This is a genomic window from Acidovorax sp. Leaf160 (assembly GCF_001424265.1).
Classification (GTDB): domain Bacteria; phylum Pseudomonadota; class Gammaproteobacteria; order Burkholderiales; family Burkholderiaceae_C; genus Paracidovorax.
This window is the reverse complement of record NZ_LMOV01000029.1, coordinates 150,879-177,777: the sequence shown is the minus strand read 5'-3', so window position 1 is coordinate 177,777 and position 26,899 is coordinate 150,879. Positions and strand designations below refer to the sequence as shown.

General features: G+C 70.3%; 26 protein-coding genes. 17 read left to right on the top strand and 9 right to left on the bottom strand.

The genetic code is table 11. The features are described 5' to 3' along the window. Positions 1-63: 63 nt before the first annotated feature. Genes ASF94_RS20485 through trpE form a run of 4 tightly spaced genes read right to left on the bottom strand, consistent with a single transcriptional unit; the run spans position 64 to position 3,186 of the window. A complete protein-coding gene (locus tag ASF94_RS20485; protein ID WP_235505448.1) occupies positions 64-744 on the bottom strand; it encodes a LysE family translocator in 681 nt (226 codons plus the stop codon). Then, positions 741-1,319, bottom strand: a complete 579-nt coding sequence (locus ASF94_RS20480) for an aminodeoxychorismate/anthranilate synthase component II (RefSeq protein WP_056671066.1) — start codon at positions 1,317-1,319, stop codon at positions 741-743. Before ASF94_RS20480 ends, ASF94_RS20485 begins: the two co-directional genes overlap by 4 nt. Further along, on the bottom strand, positions 1,316-1,690 hold the full coding sequence (locus ASF94_RS20475) for a chorismate mutase (protein ID WP_056671063.1): 375 nt from the start codon (positions 1,688-1,690) through the stop codon (positions 1,316-1,318). The genes ASF94_RS20480 and ASF94_RS20475 overlap by 4 nt, the downstream gene beginning before the upstream one ends. Beyond that, complete coding sequence (gene trpE / locus ASF94_RS20470; protein ID WP_056671060.1) at positions 1,687-3,186, bottom strand: anthranilate synthase component I; 1,500 nt, start codon at positions 3,184-3,186, stop codon at positions 1,687-1,689. Before trpE ends, ASF94_RS20475 begins: the two co-directional genes overlap by 4 nt. 369 nt (positions 3,187-3,555) lie before the next feature. On the opposite strand from trpE, the gene ASF94_RS20465 reads away from it, so the two are divergent. Then, positions 3,556-4,149 (top strand): chalcone isomerase family protein, encoded by a 594-nt coding sequence (locus tag ASF94_RS20465; RefSeq protein WP_056671051.1) that lies wholly within the window; start codon positions 3,556-3,558, stop codon positions 4,147-4,149. 105 nt (positions 4,150-4,254) lie between these two features. Here the strand turns inward: ASF94_RS20465 and gph are convergent, their stop codons facing one another. After that, the gene (gene gph / locus ASF94_RS20460) at positions 4,255-4,950 is read right to left on the bottom strand and encodes a phosphoglycolate phosphatase (RefSeq protein WP_056671048.1); all 696 of its coding nucleotides are present in this window, start codon (positions 4,948-4,950) and stop codon (positions 4,255-4,257) included. A 295-nt stretch (positions 4,951-5,245) separates the two neighbouring features. On the opposite strand from gph, the gene ASF94_RS21485 reads away from it, so the two are divergent. Next, complete coding sequence (locus tag ASF94_RS21485) at positions 5,246-5,662, top strand: DUF2141 domain-containing protein (RefSeq protein ID WP_162244651.1); 417 nt, start codon at positions 5,246-5,248, stop codon at positions 5,660-5,662. Positions 5,663-5,753: 91 nt separating this feature from the next. On the opposite strand, the gene ASF94_RS20450 is transcribed toward ASF94_RS21485, so the two are convergent. Next, positions 5,754-6,755, bottom strand: coding sequence for a LacI family DNA-binding transcriptional regulator (locus tag ASF94_RS20450; protein WP_056671042.1), 1,002 nt, complete (start codon positions 6,753-6,755; stop codon positions 5,754-5,756). Positions 6,756-7,071: 316 nt separating this feature from the next. On the opposite strand from ASF94_RS20450, the gene ASF94_RS20445 reads away from it, so the two are divergent. From ASF94_RS20445 to ASF94_RS21625, 4 genes are all read left to right on the top strand, one after another. Continuing rightward, positions 7,072-8,052, top strand: a complete 981-nt coding sequence (locus ASF94_RS20445; protein ID WP_056671159.1) for a tripartite tricarboxylate transporter substrate binding protein — start codon at positions 7,072-7,074, stop codon at positions 8,050-8,052. A 67-nt stretch (positions 8,053-8,119) separates the two neighbouring features. Beyond that, entirely contained in the window at positions 8,120-9,484 is a 1,365-nt protein-coding gene (gene gudD, locus ASF94_RS20440) for a glucarate dehydratase (protein WP_056671039.1), read from the top strand. Positions 9,485-9,644: 160 nt separating this feature from the next. Next, the gene (locus tag ASF94_RS20435; RefSeq protein ID WP_056671036.1) at positions 9,645-10,031 is read left to right on the top strand and encodes a hypothetical protein; all 387 of its coding nucleotides are present in this window, start codon (positions 9,645-9,647) and stop codon (positions 10,029-10,031) included. 283 nt (positions 10,032-10,314) lie between these two features. After that, positions 10,315-10,914 carry a hypothetical protein gene (locus ASF94_RS21625; RefSeq protein ID WP_082493456.1) on the top strand — a complete coding sequence of 200 codons (600 nt, stop codon included), beginning with the start codon at positions 10,315-10,317 and terminating at the stop codon, positions 10,912-10,914. A 148-nt stretch (positions 10,915-11,062) separates the two neighbouring features. Here the strand turns inward: ASF94_RS21625 and rpe are convergent, their stop codons facing one another. Next, positions 11,063-11,743, bottom strand: a complete 681-nt coding sequence (gene rpe, locus ASF94_RS20425) for a ribulose-phosphate 3-epimerase (RefSeq protein WP_056671156.1) — start codon at positions 11,741-11,743, stop codon at positions 11,063-11,065. Positions 11,744-11,880: 137 nt separating this feature from the next. Here rpe and apaG point away from each other — a divergent pair, with 137 nt between their 5' ends. The 4 genes from apaG (at position 11,881) to ASF94_RS20405 (ending at position 16,915) form a co-directional block, all read left to right on the top strand. Continuing rightward, positions 11,881-12,288: a Co2+/Mg2+ efflux protein ApaG gene (gene apaG / locus ASF94_RS20420; protein WP_056671033.1), complete on the top strand. Its 408-nt coding sequence runs from the start codon at positions 11,881-11,883 to the stop codon at positions 12,286-12,288. Then, positions 12,285-14,279 carry a site-specific recombinase gene (locus ASF94_RS20415; protein WP_056671031.1) on the top strand — a complete coding sequence of 665 codons (1,995 nt, stop codon included), beginning with the start codon at positions 12,285-12,287 and terminating at the stop codon, positions 14,277-14,279. Before apaG ends, ASF94_RS20415 begins: the two co-directional genes overlap by 4 nt. A 205-nt stretch (positions 14,280-14,484) precedes the next feature. Continuing rightward, positions 14,485-15,801 (top strand): cation:proton antiporter, encoded by a 1,317-nt coding sequence (locus ASF94_RS20410; protein WP_056671028.1) that lies wholly within the window; start codon positions 14,485-14,487, stop codon positions 15,799-15,801. Beyond that, positions 15,791-16,915, top strand: coding sequence for a YbdK family carboxylate-amine ligase (locus ASF94_RS20405; protein WP_056671025.1), 1,125 nt, complete (start codon positions 15,791-15,793; stop codon positions 16,913-16,915). The genes ASF94_RS20410 and ASF94_RS20405 overlap by 11 nt, the downstream gene beginning before the upstream one ends. Here ASF94_RS20405 and ASF94_RS20400 read toward each other — a convergent pair. Further along, the gene (locus tag ASF94_RS20400) at positions 16,872-17,306 is read right to left on the bottom strand and encodes a hypothetical protein (protein WP_235505447.1); all 435 of its coding nucleotides are present in this window, start codon (positions 17,304-17,306) and stop codon (positions 16,872-16,874) included. The genes ASF94_RS20405 and ASF94_RS20400 overlap by 44 nt on opposite strands. A gap of 212 nt (positions 17,307-17,518) precedes the next feature. Here ASF94_RS20400 and ASF94_RS20395 point away from each other — a divergent pair, with 212 nt between their 5' ends. Together ASF94_RS20395 and thiL are read left to right on the top strand one after the other, a co-directional pair. Beyond that, the gene (locus ASF94_RS20395; protein WP_082493455.1) at positions 17,519-18,841 is read left to right on the top strand and encodes an EAL domain-containing protein; all 1,323 of its coding nucleotides are present in this window, start codon (positions 17,519-17,521) and stop codon (positions 18,839-18,841) included. A gap of 217 nt (positions 18,842-19,058) precedes the next feature. Next, on the top strand, positions 19,059-20,048 hold the full coding sequence (thiL, locus tag ASF94_RS20390) for a thiamine-phosphate kinase (protein WP_056671017.1): 990 nt from the start codon (positions 19,059-19,061) through the stop codon (positions 20,046-20,048). Here the strand turns inward: thiL and ASF94_RS20385 are convergent. After that, complete coding sequence (locus ASF94_RS20385) at positions 20,036-21,226, bottom strand: MFS transporter (RefSeq protein WP_056671014.1); 1,191 nt, start codon at positions 21,224-21,226, stop codon at positions 20,036-20,038. The two genes, thiL and ASF94_RS20385, sit on opposite strands and share 13 nt — an antisense overlap. Before the next feature lie 178 nt (positions 21,227-21,404). Here ASF94_RS20385 and ASF94_RS20380 point away from each other — a divergent pair, with 178 nt between their 5' ends. From ASF94_RS20380 to ASF94_RS20360, 5 genes are read left to right on the top strand one after another with little or no spacing between them, the layout of a single operon-like run. Next, the gene (locus ASF94_RS20380; protein ID WP_056671011.1) at positions 21,405-22,406 is read left to right on the top strand and encodes a LysR family transcriptional regulator; all 1,002 of its coding nucleotides are present in this window, start codon (positions 21,405-21,407) and stop codon (positions 22,404-22,406) included. Continuing rightward, a complete protein-coding gene (locus ASF94_RS20375) occupies positions 22,403-24,190 on the top strand; it encodes an ABC transporter ATP-binding protein (RefSeq protein ID WP_082493454.1) in 1,788 nt (595 codons plus the stop codon). Before ASF94_RS20380 ends, ASF94_RS20375 begins: the two co-directional genes overlap by 4 nt. 48 nt (positions 24,191-24,238) lie before the next feature. After that, positions 24,239-25,237 (top strand): ATP-binding cassette domain-containing protein, encoded by a 999-nt coding sequence (locus tag ASF94_RS20370; RefSeq protein WP_056671008.1) that lies wholly within the window; start codon positions 24,239-24,241, stop codon positions 25,235-25,237. Then, positions 25,234-26,082, top strand: coding sequence for an ABC-2 family transporter protein (locus ASF94_RS20365; RefSeq protein WP_056671005.1), 849 nt, complete (start codon positions 25,234-25,236; stop codon positions 26,080-26,082). Before ASF94_RS20370 ends, ASF94_RS20365 begins: the two co-directional genes overlap by 4 nt. 2 nt (positions 26,083-26,084) lie before the next feature. Next, positions 26,085-26,888 carry an ABC transporter permease gene (locus ASF94_RS20360; protein WP_056671003.1) on the top strand — a complete coding sequence of 268 codons (804 nt, stop codon included), beginning with the start codon at positions 26,085-26,087 and terminating at the stop codon, positions 26,886-26,888. The last annotated feature ends 11 nt before the right edge of the window (positions 26,889-26,899 follow it).

The following is a 26,899-nucleotide window of genomic DNA, read 5'->3' as shown; positions in this document are numbered from 1 at the left end:
GGAACGAGGCTCCGGTCAGAGGCGGAAAAAACAAAAGAGAGAAAGGAAGGCGGAAGGCGCCGTTCAGGGCGCGGGCCGCTCCGTGAGGGCCAGCTTGATGCCGAAGGCGATGAACACGGCACCCGCCGCCCGGTCCACCCAGTGCATGCGGTGCTGCAGCGCGCCCACCCGGCGGGCGATCCATGCCGAGCCGAAGGCCCAGGCGGCGCACACCGGCAGCGCGTTGACGGTGAACAGCAGCCCCAGCAGCAGGAAGGCGAGCGTCTTGTGCGGCGCGCCCGGCGCGATGAACTGCGGCACGAAGGCCAGGAAGAAGAGGGCCACCTTGGGGTTGAGCACGTTGGTCCAGAAGCCGCCGCCGAACACCGCCCGCATCGCTGGTTGCGGCGCGGCGGCGCCGGCCTCGGCCTGCCGGGTCACGGCCGCCAGGCCCGTGCCGGGCCGGGCGCGCAGCATGCGCACGCCCATCCAGAGCAGGTAGGCCGCGCCCAGCCATTTGAGCGCCGTGAATGCCGTCGCCGAGGCGGCCAGCAGCGCGCCCACGCCCAGGGCCGCGGCCACCACGTGCACGCAGCAGCCGGCAGCGATGCCCAGGCCCGCCACGATGCCGGCGCGCGCGCCGGAGCGCAGCGCGTGCGTGACGATGTAGAACACATCCGGCCCGGGCGTCAGGTTGAGCAGCCAGCCGGCGACCACGAACAGCACCAGCTGCTGCCCGTCGATGCCCAGCATGGCGAGGCTCATGGGCGCGACTCCGCCAGGAAGTTCTTCAGCATGGCGTGGCCGTGTTCGGTGAGGATGCTTTCCGGATGGAACTGCACGCCCTCGATGTCGAGTTCCTTGTGCCGCACTCCCATGATCTCGCCGTCATCCGTCCAGGCGGTCACGGCCAGCACGTCGGGGCAGCTGCCACGCTCGATGGCCAGCGAGTGGTACCGGTTGACGGTGAACTGCTCGGGCAGCCCCGCGAACACGCCTTGCCGCGTGGTGGTGATGACGCTGGTCTTGCCGTGCATCAGCTCTTGCGCGCGGATGATGTGGCCGCCGAAGGCCGCGCCGATGCTCTGGTGGCCCAGGCACACGCCCAGGATGGGCAGCTTGCCGGCGAAGTGCTGGATCGCCGCGACGGAAATGCCGGCCTCGGCGGGCGAGCAGGGGCCGGGCGAGATGACCAGCCGGTCGGGCCGCCGCTCGGCAATGCCTTCGAGCGTGATCTCGTCGTTGCGGAACACTTCGACCTCGGCACCCAGTTCACCGAAGTACTGGACGATGTTGTAGGTGAAGCTGTCGTAGTTGTCGACCATCAGCAGGCGGGTCATGGCGTGGGCTCCTCGTTGCGCTTGCGGCCCGCGGCCACCAGCCGGTCGAACTCGCGGTGTTCGTAGGCGATGTACGCCTCCATCATGCTGCGGTAGATGGCCTCGATCACGTCGGGCTGGCCACCTTCCGCCTCGGCGCGGGCGCGCACGCGGGCCACGATGGCCTCGATGCGGGCCTCGTCGCGCACCTGCGATTGCAGCGGCTTGTTGATCGCGGCCTGCGTCATGTAGCCGCCGCGCTCGACCAGCAGCGGCACCAGGATGTCGTCGAGCGCGTCCACGCGGGCGCGCACCTCGGCCATGCTGCGGCAGTGCTGGGTCTTGTCGATGGCTCGGGTCGGCAGGGTGGGCAGGGTGGGCAGTTCGCTCATTCCAGTCCCTCCTCGACGAGTTCCGCCGCGCGCAGCAGGGCGCGGGCCTTGTGCTCGGTTTCCTTCCATTCCATCTCGGGCACCGAGTCGGCCACCACGCCGGCGGCGGCCTGCACGTAGAGCGTGCCGTCCTTGACGATGCCGGTGCGGATGGCGATGGCCACGTCCATGTCGCCCGCGTAGCTCAGGTAGCCGCAGGCGCCGCCGTAGAGGCCGCGCTTGGAGGGCTCCAGCTGGTCGATCAGCTCCATGGCGTGCACCTTGGGCGCGCCGGTCAGCGTCCCGGCGGGGAAAGTGGCCTTCAGCACGTCCATGCTGGTCATGCCCTCGTTCAGGATGCCTTCCACGTTGCTCACGATGTGCATCACGTGGCTGTAGCGCTCCACGGCGAAGGCCTCGGTCACCTTCACGGTGCCGGTCTGGGCGATGCGGCCGATGTCGTTGCGCGCCAGGTCGATCAGCATCACGTGCTCGGCGCGCTCCTTGGGGTCGTTGATGAGCTCGACCTCGGTGGCCTTGTCGCGCTCGGGCGTGGCGCCGCGCGGGCGGGTGCCGGCCAGCGGGCGGATCGTCACTTTCTGGCCTTCGGGCGTGCTCTCCTGCCGCACCAGGATCTCGGGGCTGGCGCCCACCACCTGGAAGCCGCCGAAGTCGTAGTAGTACATGTACGGCGACGGGTTCAGCGAGCGCAGCGCGCGGTAGAGGCTCAGGGGGCTCTCGGTATAGCGCTTGTGGATGCGCTGGCCCACCTGCACCTGCATGAAGTCGCCCGCGGCGATCAGCTCCTTGGCGCGGTCCACCGCAGCCAGGTAGTCGGCCTTGGCGAAGCTGCGCTGCGCGGGGTGGCTCTCGGTCGGGCGCACCACGGGGGCGCTGACCGAATACTTCAGCTGTTCCTTCAGTTCGCGCAGCCGCTTCTTGGCGCGGGAGTAGGCCTCAGGCTGGGCCGGGTCGGCATAGACGATGAGGTAGAGCTTGCCCGAGAGGTTGTCGATGACGGCCAGCTCTTCGCACTGCAGCAGCAGGATGTCGGGGCAGCCCAGCGTGTCGGGCGGGCAGGTCTTTTCCAGCTTCTTCTCGATGTAGCGCACCGCGTCGTAGCCGAAGTAGCCCGCCAGGCCGCCGCAAAAGCGCGGCAGGCCGGGCCGCAAGGCCACCTTGAAGCGCTGCTGGTAGGCAGCGATGAAGTCCAGCGGGTTGCCCGCAGCGGTCTCCACCACCTGGCCGTCGGTCACCACTTCGGTCTTGGCCGCGTCGCCGAAGCCGCTGGCGCGCAGCAGGGTGCGCGCCGGCAGGCCTATGAAGCTGTAGCGCCCGAAGCGCTCGCCGCCTACCACCGATTCGAGCAGGAAGCTGTGCTTGCCGTTGCCGCCGGCATGGGCCAGCTTGAGGTAGAGGGACAGGGGGGTTTCGAGGTCCGCGAAGGCTTCCGCCATCAGCGGGATGCGGTTGTAGCCTTCGCCGGCCAGGCTTTTGAATTCCAGTTCTGTGATCACGGAGAGTTCCCAGCTTCTGCGGCTCGCTGCCTGTGGCGCGCGATCAGGACGGTGCATGGACCGTGCCGCAGTTCATTCATTCCAAGATTCGGCGCCCACCGGGTGGGGCCACGGGCGCACGCTGGGACGCGGCCCAGGTGCTGTCAAGCGTTAAGCAGCAGGATTGGCTTACGCCAGGGCCAGGCTCCCCGGTCGCTGCAACCTGTAATGAAAACGCGGTGAATGAACATCGGCAAAGTGTAGCAAAGCCCGCTTGCGCCCAGACCGCGCGCAGGCCTGCAGCGCGAGAAAACCCTGTTGCACCCCCACCGGCAAAGGCGGGAGAATCCGCAAAAAAGAACGATCGTTCTTTTTTACCGAGGGTTTTCCATGTTGTCTCTGTTTCGCCGGGCGGCAGGCGTCGCCCTATGCTTGGTCGCGTTGAACGCGGCCGCCCAGCCGGCCACCACCCTGGCCGGCGTTCCCTTCGAATCGGCGATCACGGTGCAGGGCCAGCCGTTGCGGCTCAATGGCGCGGGCATCCGGCACAAGGCGGTGTTCAAGGTCTATGCCGCCGGCCTCTACCTGCCACAGCCGGCGGGCTCCGCCGCCGACGTGGCCGCGCAGCGGGGCGCCAAGCGGCTCACGATCACCATGCTGCGCGACATCGATTCGGGCGAACTGGGCAAGCTCTTCTCGCGCGGCGTGGAAGACAACATGGACCGGGGCGCCTTCTCGCGCCTGGTGCCCGGCGTGCTGCGCATGGGGCAGATCTTCTCGGAGCACAGGAAGCTCAAGGCGGGCGACACGTTCACCGTCGACTGGCTTCCGGGCACGGGCACCGTCATCACCGTGAAGGGCCAGGCCCAGGGCGAGCCCTTCAAGGAGCCCGAGTTCTTCGATGCACTGCTCGGGATCTGGCTCGGTCCCCGTCCCGCCGACTGGCAGCTGAAGGACGCGCTGCTGGGGAAGCCGGCTGGATGAGCCGGCCACCGAGAGAGCGCCGAAAACGCAGGGCCGGGCGATGGCCCGGCGCCTCGCGCGAACGATCGCTCGCTTGTTTACTTGCTTGCTCGCTTGCTCGTTTGCTCAGGCCGGCCGCAGCTCGGCCAGGCTGTCCACGTAGCCGTCCGCATCCACGTCCCGCGCCGGCCGGCCGTGGTTGTAGCCGTAGGTGACCAGCACCACGGGGCAGCCTGCCGCGCGCGCCGCCTGCGCGTCGTTGCTGGAGTCGCCGATCATCAGCGTGCGTGCCGGCAGCGTGCCGAGCGCCTCGCAGGTCTTGAGCAGCGGCAGCGGGTCGGGCTTCTTGCGCTCGAAGGCGTCGCCGCCGAACACCTGGTCGAAAAACCCGTCCAGCCCCTTGGCTTGCAGCAGCGGGCCGGCAAAGTCGCCGGGCTTGTTGGTCAGGCACGCCAGCCGCAGCCCGGCAGCGCGCAGGGCCTGTAGTCCCTCCACCACACCGGCGTACACGGCCGAATGCTGGCCGTTGATCTGCAGGTAGTGGCGCTGGTAGGCGTCCCACGCGGCTGGGTAGAGTGCTTCCGCTTGAAGCGAATCAGCCGCCGGCAGCACGTGCTTCAGCACGGAGCGCAGCAGGTGTTCGGAGCCCTTGCCGACCATCGGCTCGATCTGCGCGGCGTCGATGGCGGGCAGTTGCAGGTCGGCCAGCATGCGCCGTATGGCTTCGGCGAAGTCGCCCAGGGTGTCGACCATGGTGCCGTCGAGGTCGACGATGGCGGCGTCGAAGGTGGCCGGGGGCACCGGAATCAGGGGGGAAGGCATGGAGCAAAATGCCACTGGCGGCGGGAGCTGTCGGGGCCGCAAGAATAAGAGCGGCCCACAAAACCCTCCTGGCCTTATTGCCGGAACGTGCTCGTCCATCAGGCGCTCCTGCCGCTGCAGGGCACGCTGCTCCCGCGCCTTCCCCACCGCCATGGGCTGCCTGCGAGAATGCGGCGCACAAATCCCGTGTGCAACCTGGGCGAGCATGCAGACCCGGCCCCGGCTTCCCGCTTCATCCGTTGGCCGTTCGGGGCGGCGGGGCTGGCAAGGCCGACCTGAAAGAAACTCGATCACCGTGAAACAGCTTTCCACCCTTCTTGCTCTCGCGCTGCTGGCCGTGGCGCGCGCCCACGCGGCCGATGTCCGCGTCGGCATCGAAAACCTGCCCACGGTGCCCAGCCGCATTTTCGTGGCCGTCTACGACAGCGCGGAAACCATGAAGAGCAACACCCCACTGCGCACCGAGATCACGGGGGCGCAGGGCGATCCGACCGTGGTGTCGTTCAGGGATCTGCCGGCGGGCACCTATGCCTTCGTGGCGTTTGCCGATGAGAACTCCAACGGCAAGCTGGACACCAACCTCGTCGGCATGCCGACCGAGCGCTACGGGTTTTCCAACAACGTGATGGGCCTGTTCGGGCCGCCCGATTTCAACGCGGCGTCGGTGCAGGTGCCCGATCAGCCCAAGAGCATCAGCATCAAGCTGCGGTAGTTCGCGCGCAGGCCGGCGTCGGACGGTGCGCGACCGGTGGGCCGGGCGATGCCCGCCGCCGGCCAGCGCAGCGTTGCGCTGCCACCGGCCGTCAGGTGCTGCTGCGCACGACGATCTCGAAGCCGACGTCCACCACGCGCCGATCGACCGGCCGTCCCTCGGCGCGCGCCATCATCATCTCGGCCGCCATCTCGCCGATGCGGGTGCCGTCCAGCCGCACGGTGGTCAGCGCCGGCTGGGCATCCTGCGCGAAGCTCTGGTCGCCCATGCCGATGATCGCCAGCTGCCCGGGCACCGCAATGCCCTGATGCTGGGCCTCGATCGAGGCGCCGAGGGCCAGGCTGTCGGAGCTGCAGAACACGCCCGAGATGCCGGGCGCCGTGCGCATCAGGTGCGCCAGGCCCTTGCGGCCCGCGCCGAGGGTGCTGGGCGCCTGGGTGAAGAAGCAGTCGGCCGAGGCCGCGCCCAGGGCCTTCGAGCGGGAGATGAAGGCGTCGGCGCGGGCGCGGGCCCGGGCGTCGTCGCCCGTGATGATGGCCACGTGGCGGTGGCCCTGGTCGGAGAGGAATTGCGCCACCCGCTCGCCCAGCGCCACGTGCGAGAAGCCGACCAGCATGTCCACCGGGTCGGCGGTGAAGTCCCAGGTTTCCACCACCGGAATGTGCGAGGCCAGCAGCGCGTTGCGCGCCCCGGCCGACGACACCACCCCCACCACCACGATGCCGTCGGGCCGGCGCTGGATGATGGCCTTGATCCAGTCTTCCTCCTGCGCCGCGTCGTAACCGGCCTGGCCGATCATCAGCTGGTAGCCGTGGCGGTTGAGCGAGGCCGACAGGGATTCGACGAGTTCCTGGAAGACGGGCCCCACCAGCGTGGGCAGCAGGGCGGCCACCATGCGGGCCCGCGCCCGGCGCAGTCCGCTGGCCATGGCATTGGGCACGTAGCCCAGTTGCTCCACGGCTGTGCGCACGCGGGCTGCCGTGTCGGGCGTGACTTTGTCGGGCGTGTTCAGGGCTCTGGAAACAGTCATCGCCGACACCCCAGCCAGGGCGGCGACGTCCTGCACCGTTGCGGGCTTGCTGATGGGTTTCATGGCGGGCGCTGGGGAATCGCACTGCGTCGGCGGGGTCCGGAAGCAGGGGGAGATCGGTGAGGGGAGGGCAATTGGCCCGGTGGCCAGGGGCGGCGGAGCGGGCCGGAAGCGGCGTCATTGTATGAAGAGCGAACGGCGGGCGGCGGCTTCCGCCTGGGCGCGCAATGCCCGAACGCGCCTGGTAGTGCGTCACATTCGGGTAAATACTGGTCGATTCTTAAATGTTCACGTTAACAATACGCTTTCTTGCGATTGTTATCGTTATCTTTTGGGTGGTTCGGATCGAGCCTCCCTCATGACATGAATGGAGACCGGCATGAACAGCTTGAAGAATGCGAAGAGCGCCCTGTGCGCGGGCCTGGCCACACTGTGCCTGGCGACGTCCGCCTGGGCCTGGCCTGACAAGTCCGTCACGATCATCGTGCCCTTCCCTGCGGGCGGGTCCACCGACACCATTGCCCGGGCCGTGGGCAACCACCTGGGCGAGCAGTTCAAGCAGTCCTTCGTGGTGGACAACAAGGCAGGCGCCACGGGCAGCATCGGCGCCACGCAGGTGGCCCGTGCGCCCGCCGACGGCTACACGCTGCTGGTGTCGTCGCTCGCGCCGTTCGTCGTGGCGCCGCACCTCATCAAGGGGCTGCCCTACGACCCTCTGAAGGACTTCACCTATCTCACCGTCGCGGTGCAGACGCCGAACGTGCTGGTGGTCAGCCCGCCGTTGGCGTCGAAGGTGAATAGCGTGCAGGATGCGATCGCGCTGCTCAAGGCCAAGCCGGGCACGGTCAGCTTCGCGACGTCCGGCGCCGGCTCGTCCGACCACCTCACGGCCGAGCTCTTCTGGCAGAAGACGGGCACCAAGGGCCTGCACATTCCCTACAAGGGGGGGGCGCCCGCCGTCACCGATCTGCTCGGCGGCCAGGTGGACATGTCGTTCCAGAACGTGAACACCGTGATCGCGCACATCCGCTCGGGCAAGCTCAAGGCCATCGCGGTGACCGGCGACAAGCGCTCGCCCGTGCTGCCGGACGTGCCCACCATGGCCGAGGCGGGCGTCCAGGGCGTCGACGTGTACGCATGGCAGGCCTTCGCCGCGCCCAAGAACCTGCCGGCCGACATCCGCGCCCAGCTGCATGCCGGCATCATCAAGGCGCTGAAGGACCCGGCGCTGACCAAGCAGTTCACCGATGCCGGCCTGGAAATCGTCGGCAACACGCCCGAACAGTTCACGCAGTTCCAGGCCAGGGAGTTCGCCCGCTGGAAGCAGGTGATCGACACTGGCGGCATCACCGCCAACTGACCCGCCCGCCGGTCTCCCGGCGTTCCCTGCCGCCCTCCATTCCATCCGCCATCGCTCCGGCTGCACCATGACGTCTTCGCCTTCCATTCCTTCCGTTCCTTCTCCTTCAGCCACGCCCGTCGTCTCCGAGATGCGCGTCATTCCCGTCGCGGGCCATGACAGCATGCTGCTCAACCTGAGCGGTGCGCACGCCCCGTTCTTCACCCGCAACCTGCTGGTGCTGACCGACAACGCCGGCCGCGTGGGCGTGGGCGAGGTGCCGGGCGGCGAGAAGATCCGCCAGACGCTGGAAGACGCGCGCCCGCTCATCGTCGGCCAGCCCATCGGCAGCTACAACGCGGTGCTGAACGCCATGCGCCAGGCCTTCGAGGGGCGCGACAGCGGCGGGCGGGGGCTGCAGACATTCGATCTGCGCACGGCCATCCATGCGGTCACCGCAGCGGAGTCGGCCTTGCTCGACCTGCTGGGGCAGCACCTGGGCGTGCCCGTGGCGGCCCTGCTGGGCGAGGGCGTGCAGCGCACGTCGGTGCAGATGCTGGGCTACCTGTTCTACGTGGGCGACCGCAGCTTGACCGACCTGCCCTACCAGTCCGACGCGGGCGCCGCCAGCGACTGGCAGCGCCTGCGGCATGAGAAGGCCATGACGCCCGAGGCCATCGTGCGGCTGGCGGAAGCGGCACAGGAGCGCTATGGCTTCGAAGACTTCAAGCTCAAGGGAGGCGTGCTGCGCGGTGAAGAGGAAGTGGAGGCCGTGCGCGCCCTGCACGAACGCTTTCCGCAGGCCCGCGTCACGCTCGACCCGAACGGCGGCTGGCTGCTCAAGGACGCGGTGCGGCTGATGCGCGACCTGCATGGCGTGGTGGCGTATGCCGAAGACCCTTGCGGCGCCGAGGAGGGCTTCTCGGGGCGCGAGGTCATGGCCGAATTCCGCCGCGCCACCGGCCTGCCCACCGCCACCAACATGGTCGCCACCGACTGGCGCCAGATGGCGCATTCGCTGTCGCTGCAATCGGTCGACATACCGCTCGCCGATCCCCACTTCTGGACCATGGCCGGCTCGGTGCGCGTGGCCCAGCTCTGCCAGGCGTTCGGGCTGACCTGGGGATCGCATTCCAACAACCACTTCGATGTGTCCCTCGCCATGTTCACGCATGTCGGCGCGGCCGCGCCGGGCCGGGTCACCGCCATCGACACGCACTGGATCTGGCAGGACGGGCAGTTCCTGACCAAGAACCCGCTGCAGATCCGGGGCGGGTATGTCGATCTGCCGCAGCAGGGCGGGCTCGGGATCGAGCTGGACATGGACGCAGTCGAACGCGCGCACCAGCTCTACCTGCAGCACGGCCTGGGCGCGCGCGATGACGCGCAAGGCATGCAGTACCTCATCCCCGGGTGGAAGTTCGACCCCAAGCGGCCCTGCATGGTGCGGTGACCCGATGCGGGGCGGGGCGGGGCGAGGCGGTGGGCCTTGCCAGGACGCAGCCTTCCCCCGTCGCACCGTGGCCGGCATGGTCTGTCTGATCCGTCCGACACCCGCGCCGGGGCGAGGCGCCTACGCTGGCGGTGAACTCACCACTCCCAAGGAACCTGCCATGCGTCTGTCGTCCCTCGCCCGTTGCCTTCCCGCCGTTCTGCTGGCCACCGCTGGCGCCGCCTACGCCGCGCCGGGCGACGGCATGCGCGCCAACAGCTACCAGCAGGACCGTGCCGCCTGCGCCCAGGTCAGCTCGGCCGAGAGCAAGGCGGCCTGCATCCACGAAGCTGGCGCGGCGCAGCAGGCGGCCCGCCAGGGCCAGCTGGCCAGTGCCGAGCCGGGCAACTACGAGAACAACGCGTTGCAGCGCTGTGCATCGTTCACGGACGCAGCGGACAAATCCGCCTGTGTGGATCGCGTCCGTGGCGGGAACACCCAGGGTTCCGTGAGCGGCGGGGGTGTGCTGCGCGAGACCATCACCACGGTGCCTGCTTCGCCACGTTGACCCGCTGACCCGTTGCGCCGGGGGACGTTGCTGAGCGCGTCTCCGGCTGTCGAGCCAGGCGGGGGTCGCACCCACCCACCGGCCTGAGCCGCCCACTTTGCTTTCTCCACCGCCCCGTGCTCAAGGCACGGGGCAGCGCAGCTGCGGGCGCATCAAGGCGCGCTCTCCCCTGCAGCGCGGCCGGGTCGCCGACTCGATACGTGCAGGCTGTCCGACAGGCCATTTGATGCAGCTTGCCTATCGTCTCCGCTCACCTTGTCTTCAACCAAAGGGAGTACCGGAAATGCGCCTCAACCAGATCATCCGCGCCCTGCCAGCCATCGCCTTGATGGCCGCCGCAGGGTTCACCCACGCCGCCCCAGCTCGGGGCAACGCGGGCAGCAGCTACCAGGACGACCGCGCGGCCTGCGCGCAGCTCTCCGCGTCGGACAGCCGTTCGGCCTGTCTGGCAGAGGCCGCTGCGGCGCGCCAGGCGATGCGCTCCGGCCAGCTGACGCCTGCCGCGGACATGGACTTCCAGCGCAATGCCGAGCAGCGCTGCACGGTGTTTCGTGAGCCGTTGGACCGCGACGCCTGCATGGCCCGCGTGAAGAATGGTCCGGTGTCGGGTTCGGTGAGCGGTGGCGGCGTGCTGCTGGAGGCGCAGACCCAGGTGCCCGTCGGCACCCCTGGCGCCGCGCCCATGCCCATGCCCATGCGCGACGGCATGGACGAGCCGATGCCGCCACGCCCCGATCACAAGGACAAGAAGAAAAAGGACAAGAAAGACAAGAAGAAGCACGGCCCGAAGCACGGCCCGGACGGCAAACCCGCGCCCCGTCCGATGCCCGAGGGCGGCGCGCAACCCATGCCCGTGCCACCCGCACCCCGTCCGGCTTCCTGAACCGGAGCAGGGCCTGGCGCCGACATGCATCGTTGGCCGCCTGTCTCCTCGGACTGATCGGATCGCCCGCCTGCCTGCCGGCTGGCCTTCAGCGCCGGGCGGCCGCCGGGCGGTCGCCGGGCTGTGCAGGCGGCGGCGCCGCGCAAGCTCAGGCCAGCGCGGCCCGCATGGTGTCGAGCACCGCCCGGTAGTCCGGCTTGCCGAAGATGGCGCTGCCCGCCACGAAGGTGTCGGCGCCCGCATCGGCCACCTGGCGGATGTTGGTTTCCTTGATGCCGCCATCCACCTCCAGGCGGATGTCCTTGCCGCAGGCATCGATGCGGCGGCGCACGGCCTCGGTCTTGCGCAGGGCGGAGTCGATGAAGCTCTGGCCGCCGAAACCGGGGTTGACGCTCATCAGCAGGATCAGGTCGAGGTCGTCGATCACCCAGTCCAGCACGTCCAGCGGCTCGGCCGGGTTGAAGACCAGGCCGGCTTTCACGCCCTTGGAGCGGATCGCCTGGATGCTGCGGTGTACGTGGCCCGAGGCGTCGGGGTGGAAGCTGATGTAGTCGGCGCCGGCGTCGGCGAAGGCGGCGGCCAGGGCGTCCACCGGCTGCACCATCAGGTGCACGTCGATGGGCACGGCCACGCCCTCGGCCGTCTTGGCATGGGGCTTCAGCGCCTGGCAGATCATCGGACCGAAGGTCAGATTGGGGACATAGTGGTTGTCCATCACGTCGAAGTGGATCCAGTCGGCGCCGGCGGCGATGACGTTCTTCACTTCGTCGCCCAGGCGGGCGAAATCGGCGGACAGGATCGAGGGGGCGATTCGGTAGGGGCGGCTCATGCCGCGATTGTCGCAGTTGCCCGGGTGGCCGTGCATTCGGCGGCGGCCCGCGCACCCTGATCCACCCGCCGCCCGAGCCACCGCCCCCTGCAGCCTGCCCAGCCTCCAACTCGGTACTTACCCTTTACCATTGCCCCATGCCGAAGTACCAGTTCCTGGCCGAAGTCGAGCCCGAATACCTGCCCGAGCAGTCCTCGCCCGCCGAGGGCGTCTACAGCTTCGCCTACACCATCACGGTCACCAACACCGGCGACGTGCCCGCGCAGCTCATCTCGCGCCACTGGATCATCAGCGACGCGCGGGGCCACACCGAAGAGGTCAAGGGCCTGGGCGTGGTGGGCCAGCAGCCGCTGCTCAAGCCCGGCGAGGCGTTCCAGTACACCAGCGGCTGCCGCCTGCGCACAGCCAGCGGCAGCATGCACGGCAGCTACTTCTGCATGGCCGACGACGGCGAATCGTTCAGCTGTCCCATCGACCTGTTCGTGCTGGAGGCGGTGGACGACGGCGCCACCGGCGAGCCGCTGACCCACCGGGTGCTGCATTGAGGCGTCCCGCCGACCCGGGGCCGCTGCTGGCGGCCCTGGACCCCGCCGCCCCGCTGGCCCACCGGCACCTGGCGCTGATCGCGCTGCTCGACTGGGTGCGCGGCGACCGCCGCTCGGTCGAGGCCGCCGTCAGCCGCCTGCAGACCCTGGTGGAGCGGGTCGAGGGCGACCCCGCGCTGCAGGAACGCGTGCAGGCCTGGTGGACGGCGCTGATCCAGACGGTGGACATCACCACCTTGCTGGCCGACTTCGGCTTCGCGCCCCGCACCGCGCTGATCAGCGAGATCGGCGAGCGCCTGCGCTACAAGCTGCTGCCCGCCAGCCCGGAAACCATCGATGCGTCCGAGCTGTTCATGCTGGCACTGGCCAGCGACTTCGACGCCCGCTGGCTGGCGGCCCTGGACGAGCCCCTGCTGGAGCGCCTCCTGGCGGTGCTGTCCCCCGCTGAAGCGCCGGGCGCCACGCGCTGGCAGCGTTCGCTGCTGGACGCCATCACCTATTGCGCGGGGCAGATCCTCTCCACCGGCTTCGCGCCCGAGCTGCGCCTGCGCATGACCGATTCGGCCCGCGACGCGCAGCCCTTCCATGCGCTGATCCGCGACGTGGAGAGCCTGCGGGTCGAGGTGCTGCACCAGCTGCGCACCAGCGACCGGCTGGACGAGGCCGTGCTGCGCCTGCGTGACCGGCTGGACGCCTGCCGCGCGGCGGCGTTCACGGTGTATTCCCACTTCCACGACAACGGCATCTCGGTGGGCCTGGTGTTCCGCCTGCGGCAGCTGCGCGAGCGCATTCTGCGGGTGCGCGCGCTGCTCGACTGCCTGCTCTCGCCCACGCCGGCCGTCACCTCGGCGCAGCTGATGGCGCGGCTGGTGAACGTCGGCCGGGAGCGCCGCAGCCTGCGTGCGCTGCTGCGTTCCAACACCTCCCTGTTGGCGGCCAAGGTGGCCGAGCGCAGCGCCGAGACGGGCAGCCACTACATCACCCGCAACGGTGCCGAATACCGCGCCATGTTCGCCAAGGCGGCGGGTGGCGGCCTGGTCATGGCGTTCACCACGCTGATGAAGTTCGGGCTCGCGGCGCTGGCGCTCTCCGCGTTCTGGGGCGGCTTCTGGGCCGGCTTCAACTACGCGGCCAGCTTCGTGCTGATCCAGCTGCTGCATTTCACCGTCGCCACCAAGCAGCCCGCCATGACGGCGCCGGCCATGGCCGCCAAGCTGGTCGACCTGCAGGACGACGCGGCGGTGGAGTCCTTCGTGGACGAGGTCACCCACCTGGTGCGATCGCAGGTCGCGGCGGTGCTGGGCAATGTGCTGGTGGTGTTCCCGGCGGTGATCGGCATCACCCTGGCCATCGCGCATTTCACCGGCGAGCCGGCCATCAGCCACGCGCATGCCCGCCATGTGCTCGAATCGCTGCACGTGCTCGGCCCGTCGCTGCTGTTCGCCGCCTTCACCGGCGTGCTGCTGTTTTCGTCCAGCATCATCGCGGGCTGGGCGGAGAACTGGTTCGTGCTGCACCGGCTCGACTCGGCCATCCGCTTCAACCCGCGCATCACGCGGGTGCTGGGCGCAGCGCGCGCGGTGCGCTGGGCACGCTTCATGCGCACCAACCTGTCGGGCTTCGCGGCGAACATCTCGCTGGGCTTCATGCTGGGCCTGGTGCCGGCCTTCGCGGCCTTCTTCGGCCTGGGGCTGGACGTGCGCCACGTCACCCTCTCCACCGGCCAGATGGGGGCTGCGGCCACCTCGCTGGGCATGGAGGTGCTGCACGAGCCGGCGTTCTGGTGGGCGGCGGCCTCGCTGCCGCTGATCGGCGCGCTGAACGTGACGGTCAGCTTCTACCTGGCCTTCCGGGTCGCGCTGCGGGCCGAGAACGCCACCGGCGGCGAGAAGTCGCGCCTGTACCGCGCGCTGCGCTCGCGCCTCTGGCGCGCCCCGCTCAGCTTCTTCATGCCGGTGCGCGGCCGTGCCGCCGCGGCCGACGCCGCCTGACCCGGCCGGCGCAGCCGCAGGCTGGCCGGCTGGCAGGGCGCGGCGGGGCCGCCGCCCGTGTCCTACAAGCAAAGGGGCTTTCGGCGGGTAGATTCGGGCGACCTCACGGCGGCCCGGGGACGGTCCCGCAGGCGCATCGTTTTTTCGAAAAGAACTCCACGGCGGGTGCAACACCCGCGTCATGGCCACAAGGAATGATCCACACATGAATGAGGTGATGAGCTTCTGGGCGCAATGGCTGCGCCCCTCGGCGGGGCTGCCCACGGTGCAGTGGTCGCTGCTGCTGGCCGGGGCCGCGATGGCCGGCTACCTGGTGCAACGGCACACGGGGCTGCCCAAGGTGGTGGGCTACACGCTGGTCGGCACGGTGGCGGGGTTGCTGGGCTTCAGCGGCGCCGTGTGGCCGCTGCAGGGCATCGGCCTCTTCCTGCTGGAGCTGGGCATCGCGCTGGTGCTGTTCGAGGCCGGCGCCCGCATTCCGCTGCGCTGGTTCCGCCACAACCCGATGGTGCTGGTGCAGAGCGTGGCCGAATCCGCCTTCACCTACTTCGCCGTGTACTGGGTGCTCATCTGGCTCGACGTGCCGCCCCGCGCGGCCGGGCCGCTGGCCCTGGTGGCGCTGGCCGCGTCCCCGGCCATCCTGACCCGCGTGGTGCAGGACACCCGCGCCGCCGGCCCGGTGACCGACCGCGCCATCGTGCTGGCCACGCTGTCCACCCTCTACGCCCTGACGCTGGGCAGCGCACAGGCTGAACTCATCAACCGGCCCGCAGCGCGCCTGGCCGACACCATCTACCCCGTGATGGTGGTGCTGGGGGTGTCGATCATCGTGGGTGCGGTGCTGGCTCTGGTCTTGCGCATGGCGCTGCGGTTCATGAGCCCGACCAGCGAGAACACCTCCATGCTGCTGCTCACGCTGATTGCGGCGGCCACCACCGTGGCGGGTTTCATGGGCGGCTCCGCGCCGCTCGCCGCGCTGCTGGGCGGCATGCTGCTCAAGCAGCTCAACCCGCGCCCCTGGGCCTGGCCGCGGCAGATGGGTACCGCCTCGTCCCTGCTCACCATGCTGATGTTCGTGCTCGTTTCCACCGTGGCCGCACAGGCCGACTGGAGCGGGCCGGTGGCCGGCGTGGTGGTGGCCCTCATCGTGGTGCGGCTGGTGGCCAAGGCGCTGGGCGTGGCCGTCGGCAACGTCGGCAGCGGCGCCAGCTGGCGCCAGGCCTTCTGGGTCAGCTGCGCGATGACGCCCATGTCCTCCATCGCCCTGCTGATCGCCTCGCAGTTCGTGCTGGCCTCGGCCTCCACCGGACACCTGATCGCCCGGGTCGCGCTGCCCGCCATCTTGCTGATGGAAGTGCTGGGCGCGGTGATCGCCACCGTCGCCATCTACCGCGCCGGAGAAAGCTCCAAGCCCTGGGCTGCGCTGACCCGCGCCGCCCGCACCGGCTCCACCGGAGCCACCGCCGCTGCCGCCCCCGCACCGAACGCTGCCCCAGCCGGAGACGCCTCCCGTGAGTCTTGAAGCCTTCCACCAGTCCGAGCCGCTGACGCTCGGCGTCGAGCTGGAACTGCAGCTCGTCAACACGCACGACTACGACCTGGCGCCCTATGCCGAGGACATGCTGCGCCTGATGGCCAAGCAGCCGCTGCCCGGCAGCGTGGTGCCCGAGATGACCAACAGCATGATCGAGATCTCGACCGGCATCTGCCATTCGGGCAGCGAGGTGCTGGGGCAGCTCACGCAGATCCGCGACGCGCTGGTCAAAAGCGCCGACAAGCTGAACATCGCCGTGGTTGGCGGCGGCACGCACCCCTTCCAGCAGTGGCACGAGCGCCGCATCTACGACAAGCCGCGCTTCCAGGAACTGTCGCAGCTCTACGGCTACCTATCCAAGCAGTTCACCATCTTCGGCCAGCACGTGCACATCGGCTGCCCCAGCGCCGACGAGGCGCTGCTCATGCTGCACCGCATGTCGCGCTACATCCCGCACTTCATCGCGCTGTCGGCTTCCAGCCCGTTCGTCCAGGCGCAGGACACGGCGTTCGATTCCGCGCGCCTCAACTCGGTCTTCGCCTTCCCGCTCTCGGGCCGCGCGCCCATGGTGCTGACGTGGAAGGACTTCGAAACCTACTTCGGCAAGATGACCCACACCGGCGTGGTCAAGAGCATGAAGGACTTCTACTGGGACATCCGACCCAAGCCCGAGTTCGGCACCATCGAGATCCGCGTCTTCGACACCCCGCTCACCATCGAGCGGGCCGCCGCGCTGTCGGCCTTCGTGCAGTCGCTGGGCGCCTGGTTCCTGGCCGAGCAGCCCTTCACCCCGAGCGAAGACGACTACCTGGTCTACACCTACAACCGCTTCCAGGCCTGCCGCTTCGGTATGGAAGCGGTGTATGTGGATCCGGCCACCGGCAACCACATGCCGCTGCGCGACCACATCCTGCACACCTTCGACCACATCGCGCGCCATGCCGGCGCGCATGGCGCGTCGGGCGCGCTGCACATGCTGCACAGCGAGGCCTCCGCCGGCCAGAACGACGCCCGCTGGCTGCGGGAGCGCCAGCGCGAGGAGCAATTGCTGGCCGAGGTCAGCCGCCAGGCGGCCGAGCGGTTCCGCGGCGGACCGGGCTGACCGGCGGCGGGCTCGGCTGCTCCGCCCGCACCGGGTGTTCTGAGGACGCCATCACCTGCGCCACCAGCGACATGGCGTGCACCACTTCCTGCACTGTCTTGCGCTGCGACGGCTGCAGCACCAGGTAGCGCGCCAGCATTTCCCTGTCCTGCAGACTGAGCTCGCCCAGCGAAGGGTCCGCCTCCCGGGCCAGGCTGTCGAGCGCATTGCTGCGCGCACCGAAGCGCAGTTCGTCTGGACTCACTTTCAGCCAGTCGCTCAGCGTGCGCAGCTTGTCCTGCATGGGAATGGCCACGCCCGCCAGCCATGCCCGCGCCGTGTGCGCGGTGATGCTTTTTCCCCAATAACGGAGATTGAATTCGTGCGCGACGACGGACGGGGATGGGCGCACGCCCGCCCCTTCTAGCGCCTGCCTCAGCCGTGCGGCAAACGCCTTGGTTTCCTCACCGTGAACAATTTTCACCATAGAACTTGACCCTATGGCTTGGCTAGCGCGCGGTTAACAATGTGATTTACTGATTTGGTAAAAATCAATTACCATTGGCGCTGCAGTTGATAGGCATTTGCATTGAACAACCTCTGGGTCCCTGACCCCACCACCTGATGTCGCAGGCGTGTTTTTCTTCGTCTTCCCGCTCCATTCTTCAGGAGGAAAACAGTCTGGTGCGTAAGCCGGGATCGGTGATCGTCTACATCGCCAATCTGGACATGCTGGTGCTGGCATACGGGGTCCCGGTGAAGGACCCGCTCCATGGAAACGTGGTCGAGCGGCTGCGCGCGTGCGGCTTTGCTGCGCATAGCCTGTCTGGCAATGCCGCCGTGTTCCTGATCGATCTCCCCGCGTCTGGCGCATCGCAGGTTGCCCTGGATCGTCTGCTTGAACGGCTGCGTGCCGCCATCGAGGACCGGCCGTTCACGTGCGCAGGGCATCGCATCTACCTGCAGGCCGGGCTCGATGTGTTCTACCTGCCCGATGGCAGTGCGGCCACCGACGTCCAAGAGGCCTTTGCCGCGCACCGGGGCTGGGCGCCCGGCGGCGAGCAGCCCTATGCCGCAGCCGTAACGGGCAGCAGCCTGCGCTCTGACCTGTTGCAGGCCGGCATGCTGCTCGACGCGCTGCAAGAGGGTGCCTTGGCCCTGGCCTTCCAGTCCGTTCTGCGCACGGACGGTGCCGTGCTCTACCACGAGGCCTTGTTGCGCCACGCAGCGCCTGGCACGCAGGACGTCTTCAACTTAACCCAGTCCATCAGGGCGCTGGAGCGCACCGGCGGCGCTGCGCGGCTGGAGCAGTGCGTCGTCTGGACCTGCGTGCAACTGCTGCGCACCCACCCGGACCAGCGCCTGGGCTGCAACGTCTCGGCCATGTCGCTGCGGGATACGGCGTGGTGGCGCCTGCTGCTGGACCACCTCGCCCACCACCCGCAGGTGGCCGGAAGGCTGGTGCTGGAAATCAAGGAAACCAGCGGCGTGCCGGCCTCTGCGGAGACCTTCGAGCTGCTGGCGCGACTGCAGGGTTGTGGCGCGCGCATCGCTATCGACGACATGGGCGCGGGCCACAGCACGCTCGAATTCCTGGCGCGTTCGCAGGCCGATGTGGTGAAGATGGACCGCAACCTGGTGGTCCATGCCCTGCACTCGCCCGCTCCAGCGGACATGCTGCGCAAACTGGTCGCCGCCTGTTCGGTGCTCTGTCCCTGCGTGGTGGTGGAAGACATAGAGACGCCTGCCGAGTTCGCCGCAGTGCGGCAGTCTGGTGCTCGCGGCCTGCAGGGCGTTCAGATTCAGGTCCCGGAACTGAAGCCTGCGTGGCTGAAATCGGGGCAGGCCATCGTTGCTTGTGACGCGACCGCCGCTGTGGCGCCGACGCCGGCGGATGGCGCTGCACGCCCGGCCGGGCGCGCTGGGTTGCCGCCGCTGGCAGCCTGAGGGCCGCGCCCGCCCGCACATCAGTATTCCTCTTGTCTCGATCGTTCGTGACCAGGATGCTGTCTCGTTCCTCGTTCGTCGTTCCCTCTTGATAGCGACTTGCCGCTTTGGCTCGGCCTGCAGGCGCGGCCTGTACGTCGCAGGCCGTACGGGTAGCACGACCCGATGCGGCAACGACGCCAGAAGGGTTTTTGTGGGTCGCTCTTATCCTCGACCCATGGGTGAATTCGATCTGATCCGCCAGTTCTTCCAGCGCCCGGTGCGCCGCGCCGCGCTGGGCGTGGGCGACGACTGCGCGTTGCTGGCGCCCGCGCCCGGCATGCAGCTGGCCGTGTCCAGCGACATGCTGGTGGAGGGCCGCCACTTCTTTCCCGACGTGGACCCGGCCGCGCTGGGCCACAAGGCGCTGGCCGTGAACCTGAGCGACCTGGCCGCCTGCGGCGCGCGGCCTCTGGCGTTCACGCTGGCGCTTTCGCTGCCGCATGCCGATGCCGGCTGGCTGGAAGCCTTCGCCGGCGGATTGCTGGCGCTGGCCGATGCGCACGGCTGCGAACTGGTGGGCGGCGACACCACGGGCGGGCCCCTCAACATCTGCATCACCGTCTTCGGCGAGGTGTCGCCCGGCCGCGCGCTGCTGAGGAGCGGCGCGCGCCAGGGCGACGACATCTGGGTCAGCGGCACGCTGGGCGATGCGCGGCTGGCGCTGGAGGCCTTGCGCGGCCGCATCGCGTTGCCCGCCGCTGCCCTGGCGGCCACGCGCCAGCGGCTGGAGCGGCCCAGCCCGCGCGTGGCGCTGGGGCAGGCGCTGCAGGGCGTGGCGACCAGCGCCATCGACGTGAGCGACGGGCTGCTGGGCGACCTGGGGCACATCCTCGCGGCGTCGCGGGTCGGCGCCTGCCTGGATGCATCTATTGCTATTAATTTAATAGCATCATGCGCAGGCGGATCAAGCGCTGGAGCCCATTTTGACCTGGAAATCGACGTGGAAACCCGCCGCCAGTGCGCCCTGGCGGGCGGCGACGACTACGAGTTGGCGTTCACCGCGCCGGCCGGCCTGGCGGCCGAGGTGCTGGCTGCCGCGCGCCAGGCCGACACGCCGGTCACCCGCATCGGCCGCATCGAGGCCGAACCCGGCTTGCGGCTGGTGGATGCCGCCGGGCAAGCGCTGCCGGTGCAGCACTACGCCTCGTTCGATCACTTCGCCTGAGCGCCGGCGCCACTCGACATGCCGGGGAGCCCGGCGCGAGGCTGGTGCCCGCTCCAGAGCGCCAGCGCCAGGCCCACGGCCGTCAGCCCCGCCGCCGCCCCGCTGACCGACAGCAGCCCCAGGCCCGCGCCGATCACGCCGCCGCCCACCCAGGCGCCCAGCGCATTGCCCAGGTTGAAGGCCGCGATGTTCAGGCTTGACGCCAGGTTGGCGCCGCTGTCGCCCGCCTGCTGCAACACCCGCATCTGCATGGGGGCCACGGTGGCGAAAGCCACGGTGCCCAGCAGCACCACGTAGACCATGGCCACGGCGGGTGTGCCGAAGGCCCAGCGCCCGGCCGCCAGCACCACCATCAGGGCGGCGATGGACAGCACCAGCGCCCGCATCACGCCCCGGTCCGCCAGCCGGCCGCCCAGCAGGTTGCCCGCCGCCAGCCCGGCGCCGAACAGCAGCAGCGTCAGCGCGACCAGCCCACCCGCCATGTGCGTCACCTGGGTCAGCAGCGGCTCCACATAGGTGTAGAGCGCGAATACGCCGGCGAAGCCGAACACCGTCACGCCGAGCGCCAGCCACACCGGACCGCGCGCCAGCACCGCCAGTTCCTGGCGCAGCGGCACCACGGTGGGGCGGGCCGCGTCCTTCGGCACGAAGGCGGCCAGGATGGCGAAGGCCACCGCGCCCACCGCCACCACGGCCCAGAAGGCCATGCGCCAGCCGTGGTGCTGACCGATCCAGGCCCCCGCCGGCACGCCCAGCAGCGTGGCGAGCGTGAGCCCCGAGAACATCAGCGCGATGGCCGATGCGCGCCGCTCGGGCGCCACCAGGCCGGTGGCCACCACCGCGCCCACGCCGAAGAAGGTGCCGTGCGTGAGCGAGGTGAGCACGCGCGCCGCCATCAGCCAGCCGTAGCCGGGCGCCAGCGCCGCGGCGGCATTGCCGGCGATGAAGATCAGCATCAACGCCAGCAGAAGCCGCTTGCGCGGCCAGTGGCGCGTCAGCAGCGTGAGCACCGGCGCGCCCACCGCCACGCCGAAGGCATAGCCGGAAATCAGCGTGCCGGCCGTCGGAATCGAGACCTGCAGGTCGCCCGCGACCTGGCTGAGCAGGCCCATGATGATGAATTCGGTGGTGCCGATGCCGAAGGCACCGGCGGCCAGCGCCAGAAGGGAAAGAGGCATGGAAAAAGTCCGTGGAAATGGCAATGCCGGCACTTTGGCGCAACCCCGGCGCAGGCGGTAGCCGGAATAATGGCAACGCGGTTGTGCCGTGGCGGCACAAGCCACGGCATCCCGCATCCACCACGGCATCCCGCATCCACCGCGCCCTCGCCCCACCGCGCCCTCGCCCCACCCGACCATGCAGCCCGCCCCCTACGCCCCGTCGATCGCCAGCCCCGATATCAACCGCTCCGGCGAGCTGGAAGTGCTGGTCATCGTGGCCGAGCGCGGCAGCCTTTCGGCGGCGGCGCGCCAGCTGGGCGTGTCGCCCTCGGCCGTCAGCAAGACCATGTCCCGGCTGGAGGCGCGCCTGGGCGTGCAGCTGCTGCAGCGCAGCACCCGGCGCGTGCAGCTCACGCCCGAGGGCCGGCAGCTCTACGAGCGCGCCAAGCAGGTGCTGGCCGACCTGGACGACGCCGAGGCGGCCGTCGCCGTGCGCAGCGTGCCGCGTGGGCTGGTACGCATCAGCGCCAGCACGTCGGTCGGCCAGCGGGTGCTGGCGCCGCTGGTGGGGCCGCTGCTGGCCGCGCACCCGGGCCTGCGGCTGGAGCTGCACTTCACCGACCAGGTGGTGGACCTGGCCGAGAACGGCGTGGACATCGCCATCCGCTGGGGCCGGCTGCCGTCCTCCGACATGGTGGCGCGCCTCCTGGGCCGCACCCGCCAGTTGGTGGTGGGCGCGCCCGGCTACCTGGCGCTGCACGGCACGCCGCTGCATCCCGACGACCTGGCCGGCCACCGCCGCCTGGGCTGGAGCTACCGCCGCGCCGTGCCGCACTGGCCGTTCACCGTCCATGGCCAGCGGGTGGAGGTCGAGATCGGCGAGGCGGTGCGGGTGAACGACGGCGATGCACTGCGGCGCCTGGCCATCCACGGCGCCGGGCTGGCCCGCCTGTCGCTCTACCATGCGTGGGACGACCTGCAGAGCGGCCGGCTGGTGCCCGTGCTGGAGGCCTTCGACACCGGCGAGCTGGAACCCATCCATGCCGTCTACCTGGGCCGCCCCGACCGGCTGCCGCCGCGCACGCGGGCGGTGCTCGACTTCCTGAAGGCGCATGTGGACCTGCGCCACGCCGAAAGCTGGCCCGGCACCATCGATCCCGCTGCCGGCGCAGCGGGAGCTTCACCAGGTAATCCATGACCGACACCGACTCCCGCCACGAACCCAACGCCACCCGCCGCCCGCCCGCCATCAGCCTGCGCCAGGCCGCGCAGGACCTGTTCCGCGCGCTCTGGCGGCATGCGGACGGTGTGCGCGGGCAGCTGCTGGGCGCCGCCGGCCTGCTGTCGGCCGCGCAACTGCTGCGCCTTGCCATGCCGTGGCTGGCAGCGCAGGCCATCAATGCGCTGCAGCAGGGGCAGCTCGCCGCCGCCGGCCGCTGGATCCTCGCGCTGCTGGGCATCTACCTGCTGTCGTGGCTGCTGCATGGCCCCGGGCGCGTGCTGGAGCGCAATGTCGGTGTGCGGGTGCGCGAGCGGCTGGCCGACCAGCTCTACGCCCGCATCGCCGCAGCGCCGCTCGCCTGGCGCGACGGCCGGCATTCGGGCGAGCTGCAGCATCGCGTGATGCAGGCCAGCCGGGCGCTGTCCGACTTCGCGCAGAGCCAGTTCGGCTACCTGCAGAACGCCTTCAACTTCGTCGGACCGCTGGTCGCGCTGGCGCTGCTGTCGGCCACCAGCGGCGCCATCGCGGTGACGGGCTACGTCGTCATCGCTCTGATCATCGTGCGCTTCGATCGCGTGCTGATGCAGCTGGCCCGGGCCGAGAACGACGCCGAGCGCCGCTACGCCGCCGCGCTGCTCGACTTCGTGGGCAACGCCGGCACGGTGATCGGCCTCAGGCTGCAGGCCGCATCGCGCCGCGTGCTGGGCCGGCGCATGGAAGCGGTGATGGCGCCGCTGCGCCGCGCCGTCATGGTGGGCGAAGGCAAGTGGTTCGCCGTCGACCTGCTGGGCATGGGGCTGACCTGGGCGCTGGTCGTCATCTACGTGCTGCAGCACCGCCAGCCGGGCCAGGCCATCGCGCTCGGCACCGTGTTCATGATCTACCAGTACGCGCAGCAGGCCGCCTCGGTGGTGGGCGGCATGGCGTCGAACTTCCAGAGTTTTGCCCGCATGCACACCGACTACGGCAGCGCCGAGCCGATCTGGGCCGCGCCCGCCGATCCCGACGCCGCCGTGCCGGCGGTGGCGCCGCATGCCGCGTGGCAGACGCTGGAGCTGCGCGGCGCCAGCCTGCGGTACGGCCCTGCGGGCGGTGCCGGGGTGGGCGATTCGCAGCCGCGCGGCGGCCTGCACGGCATCGACCTGCGGCTCGAGCGCGGCACGCGCGTGGCGCTCATCGGGCCCAGCGGCGGCGGCAAGAGCACGCTGCTGCGCACGCTGGCGGGGCTCTATGCACCCCAGGAAGGCACGCTGTGGCGCGACGGCGCCGCCGTGCCCTGGGCCGAACTGCGCACCCTGGCCACGCTGATCCCGCAGGAGGCCGAGGTCTTCGAGGCCAGCGTGGAAGAGAACCTGACCTTCGGCGAGCCGTGCGACGCCGCCGCATTGCAGTCGGCCGTGCACGCCGGTGTGTTCGACGAGGTGCTGCAGCGCATGCCGGCCGGGCTGCAGAGCCCCTTGAGCGAGCGCGGCGGCAACCTGTCGGGCGGGCAGCGCCAGCGGCTGGCCCTGGCGCGCGGCGCGCTGGCGGCCCAGGGCAGCTCGCTGCTGCTGCTGGACGAGCCCACCAGCGCGCTCGACCCGCAGGCCGAGGCCCGCGTGTTCGACCGCATGGCGGCGGCCTTTCCGGCGGCCTGCATCGTGGCGTCGGTGCACCGGCCCAGCCTGCTGCCGCGCTTCGACACCGTCGTGGTGGTGGAGTCCGGACGGGTGGTGGATGCCGGCCCGCGCGACGAAGTGCTGGCGCGCCAGGGGCACTGACCGCGCCGGGCGGCGGGCCGCCCCCGGCCGCACTATCATCGCGCCCCCATGCCGCAGCCGCACATCGCCGTCCAGAACCTCGTCAAGACCTACCGCGTGGCCGAGCGCGCCCCCGGCCTCTGGGGCGCCCTGCGTGGCGTGGTCCGCCGCCGCCATCGCACGGTGGAGGCGCTCTCGGGCGTGACGTTCGCGCTGCAGCGCGGCGAGCTGCTGGGCTTCGTCGGCCCCAACGGCGCGGGCAAGTCCACCACCATCAAGATCCTCTCGGGCATTTTGCGGCCCGACGGCGGCACGGTGCGGGTCGATGGCCGCGACCCGTTCGCCGACCGCGAGCGGCACGTGGCCGGCATCGGCGTGGTGTTCGGCCAGCGCAGCCAGCTCTGGTGGGACCTGCCGGTGGAAGACGGCTTCGCGCTGCTGCGCGACATCTACCGGGTGGACGCCACGCGCTTCCAGGCCACGCGCGACGAGCTGGTCGCGCTGCTGCGGCTCGAAGGCGTGCTGGCCCAGCCCGTGCGGCAGCTGTCGCTGGGCCAGCGCATGCGCGCGGAGATCGCGGCGGCGCTGCTGCACGAGCCGTCCATCCTGTTCCTGGACGAGCCCACCATCGGGCTGGACGCGCCCTCCAAGCTGGCGGTGCGCGACTTCGTGCTGCGCGCCAACCGCGAGCGCGGCACCACCGTGCTGCTGACCACGCACGACATGCACGACATCGAGGCGCTGGCCAGCCGCGTCATCGTGATCGGCCATGGCCGGGTGCTGGCCGATGCGCCGCTCGATGCGCTGCGCGCCCAGGTGCTGGCCGAACGCCGGCTGGTGGTGGACTTCGCCGGCCCCGCGCCGCACGACCTGGCGCTGCCGGGCGTGGCGGTGCATGCGCGCGAGGCGCAGCGCCTGGTGCTCGCGTTCGACCCGGCGGTGGTGGCCGCGCCCGTGCTGATCGCCCAGGTGGCCGCCGCCCATGCGGTGGAAGACATCCGCCTGGAGGCGCTGCCCGTGGAGGAGGTGATCACCCGCTTCTACGCGCTGCACGGGGCGCACGAATGACGGCGCACGCCACGGCGGCGGCCCGCTGGCGGCCCTACGCCGCCGCGTTCAATGCGCGCTTCCTGCAGATGCTGCAGTACCGCTCCGCCGCGCTGGCCGGCTTCGTCACGCAGTGCTGGTGGGGCGGCATCAAGGTCATGGTGCTGGCCGCGTTCTATGCCGGCGGGCAGGGTGGTGGCAGCGCCATGCCGCTGGCCCAGGCCATCACCTACACCTGGATCGCCCAGGGCCTGCTGGCGCTGCTGCCCTGGGGCGGCGACCCCGAGGTGGCGCAGGCCGTACGCACCGGCGCGGTGGCCTACGACCGGCTGCGCCCGGTCGATGCCTATGCCTTCTGGTTCGCGCGCACCGCCGGCTGGATCGCCGCGCGCGTGCTGCCGCGCGTGGCGCTGATGCTGGGTTTCGCGGCCGTGGTGCTGCCGCTGGCGGGCCATGCCGAATGGGGCTGGCAGCCGCCGGCCGGGGCGGTGGCCGGGGCGATCTTCGCCGCGTCCCTGCTGCTGGCGCTGCTGCTCTCCACCGCGCTGGTGATGCTGCTCAACGTGGCGGCCACGGCGGCGCTGGATGCGCGCGGCATCAACGCCTTCGCCGTGCCGGCCGTGGTGGTGCTGTCGGGCAACCTGCTGCCGCTGGCGCTCATGCCCGACGCCTGGCAGGCCGCGCTGCTGGTGCAGCCGCTGGCCGGGCTGCTGGACATTCCCGTGCGCCTCTACTTCGGCCGCCTGGCGGGGTGGGACGCCCTGGGCGGGCTGGCGCTGCAGGCCTTCTGGGTCGCCGCGCTGGTCACGCTCGGGCGGGTGGCGCTGGCCCGCACGCTGGCGCGGCTCGACATCCAGGGCGGCTGAGCATGGGTTCGTTCGCGCTGTTCATCCGCCTGGCCGGCGCGTCGCTCTCCGGGCAGATGCGCTATCCCGGCTCGGCGCTGCTGCTGACGGTGGGGCAGTTCCTGGCGACCGGCATCGAGGTGGTCGCCGTGTGGGCGCTGTTCCATCGCTTCGGCGCGGTGCAGGGCTGGGGCATCGGCGAGGTGGCGCTGTTCTACGGCCTGGTCAACGCCATGTTCGCCATTGCCGACGGGCTGGGCCGGGGCTTCGACGTGCTGGGCACCGAGCTGCTGCGCACCGGCGCCTTCGACCGGCTGCTGCTGCGCCCGCGCCCGCTGGCGCTGCAGCTGATGGGGCAGGACGTGCGCCTGAGCCGGCTGGGCCGGCTGCTGCAGGCCGGGCTGGTGATCGCCTTCGCCACGGCGCAGGCCGGTATCGTATGGACGCCCGCCACCATCGCGCTGGCGCTCTTCGCGCTGGCCGGCGGCGCGGCGCTGTTCCTGGGCATCCTGGTGCTGCAGGGTGCGCTGGCCTTCTGGACGGTGGAGAGCCTGGAGATCGCCAACGTCTTCACCTACGGCGGCGTGGAGGCGGGCCAGTACCCGCTGGCCATCTACGCGCGCTGGTTCCGGCGGCTGCTGACCTTCGCCGTGCCGCTGGCGGCCGTCAGCTACTACCCGGCGCTCGCCATTCTGGGCCGGCCCGATCCGCTGGGCGCACCGGGCTGGGTCGGCTGGCTGTCGCCGCTGGCGGGCTTCGCCTTCCTGGCGCTGGCCTTCGCGGCCTGGGGCGCGGGGCTCAGGCGGCACGCGTCCACCGGCAGCTGAGGCGCAGGCTC

Bases quoted from the DNA above. Each gene is read 5' to 3' on its own strand.
- ASF94_RS20360 (WP_056671003.1), top strand. From the start codon at position 26,085: ATGGGTTCGTTCGCGCTGTTCATCCGCCTGGCCGGCGCGTCGCTCTCC.
- rpe (WP_056671156.1), bottom strand. From the start codon at position 11,743: ATGAGCCGCCCCTACCGAATCGCCCCCTCGATCCTGTCCGCCGATTTC.
- ASF94_RS20435 (WP_056671036.1), top strand. From the start codon at position 9,645: ATGCGTCTGTCGTCCCTCGCCCGTTGCCTTCCCGCCGTTCTGCTGGCC.
- ASF94_RS20450 (WP_056671042.1), bottom strand. From the start codon at position 6,755: ATGAAACCCATCAGCAAGCCCGCAACGGTGCAGGACGTCGCCGCCCTG.
- ASF94_RS21625 (WP_082493456.1), top strand. From the start codon at position 10,315: ATGCGCCTCAACCAGATCATCCGCGCCCTGCCAGCCATCGCCTTGATG.
- ASF94_RS20465 (WP_056671051.1), top strand. From the start codon at position 3,556: ATGTTGTCTCTGTTTCGCCGGGCGGCAGGCGTCGCCCTATGCTTGGTC.
- ASF94_RS20485 (WP_235505448.1), bottom strand. From the start codon at position 744: ATGAGCCTCGCCATGCTGGGCATCGACGGGCAGCAGCTGGTGCTGTTC.
- ASF94_RS20385 (WP_056671014.1), bottom strand. From the start codon at position 21,226: ATGCCTCTTTCCCTTCTGGCGCTGGCCGCCGGTGCCTTCGGCATCGGC.
- ASF94_RS20445 (WP_056671159.1), top strand. From the start codon at position 7,072: ATGAACAGCTTGAAGAATGCGAAGAGCGCCCTGTGCGCGGGCCTGGCC.
- ASF94_RS20380 (WP_056671011.1), top strand. From the start codon at position 21,405: ATGCAGCCCGCCCCCTACGCCCCGTCGATCGCCAGCCCCGATATCAAC.
- gudD (WP_056671039.1), top strand. From the start codon at position 8,120: ATGACGTCTTCGCCTTCCATTCCTTCCGTTCCTTCTCCTTCAGCCACG.
- ASF94_RS20395 (WP_082493455.1), top strand. From the start codon at position 17,519: ATGTCGCAGGCGTGTTTTTCTTCGTCTTCCCGCTCCATTCTTCAGGAG.
- ASF94_RS20410 (WP_056671028.1), top strand. From the start codon at position 14,485: ATGAATGAGGTGATGAGCTTCTGGGCGCAATGGCTGCGCCCCTCGGCG.
- ASF94_RS20475 (WP_056671063.1), bottom strand. From the start codon at position 1,690: ATGAGCGAACTGCCCACCCTGCCCACCCTGCCGACCCGAGCCATCGAC.
- thiL (WP_056671017.1), top strand. From the start codon at position 19,059: ATGGGTGAATTCGATCTGATCCGCCAGTTCTTCCAGCGCCCGGTGCGC.
- ASF94_RS20480 (WP_056671066.1), bottom strand. From the start codon at position 1,319: ATGACCCGCCTGCTGATGGTCGACAACTACGACAGCTTCACCTACAAC.
- ASF94_RS20370 (WP_056671008.1), top strand. From the start codon at position 24,239: ATGCCGCAGCCGCACATCGCCGTCCAGAACCTCGTCAAGACCTACCGC.
- ASF94_RS20365 (WP_056671005.1), top strand. From the start codon at position 25,234: ATGACGGCGCACGCCACGGCGGCGGCCCGCTGGCGGCCCTACGCCGCC.
- ASF94_RS20375 (WP_082493454.1), top strand. From the start codon at position 22,403: ATGACCGACACCGACTCCCGCCACGAACCCAACGCCACCCGCCGCCCG.
- gph (WP_056671048.1), bottom strand. From the start codon at position 4,950: ATGCCTTCCCCCCTGATTCCGGTGCCCCCGGCCACCTTCGACGCCGCC.
- apaG (WP_056671033.1), top strand. From the start codon at position 11,881: ATGCCGAAGTACCAGTTCCTGGCCGAAGTCGAGCCCGAATACCTGCCC.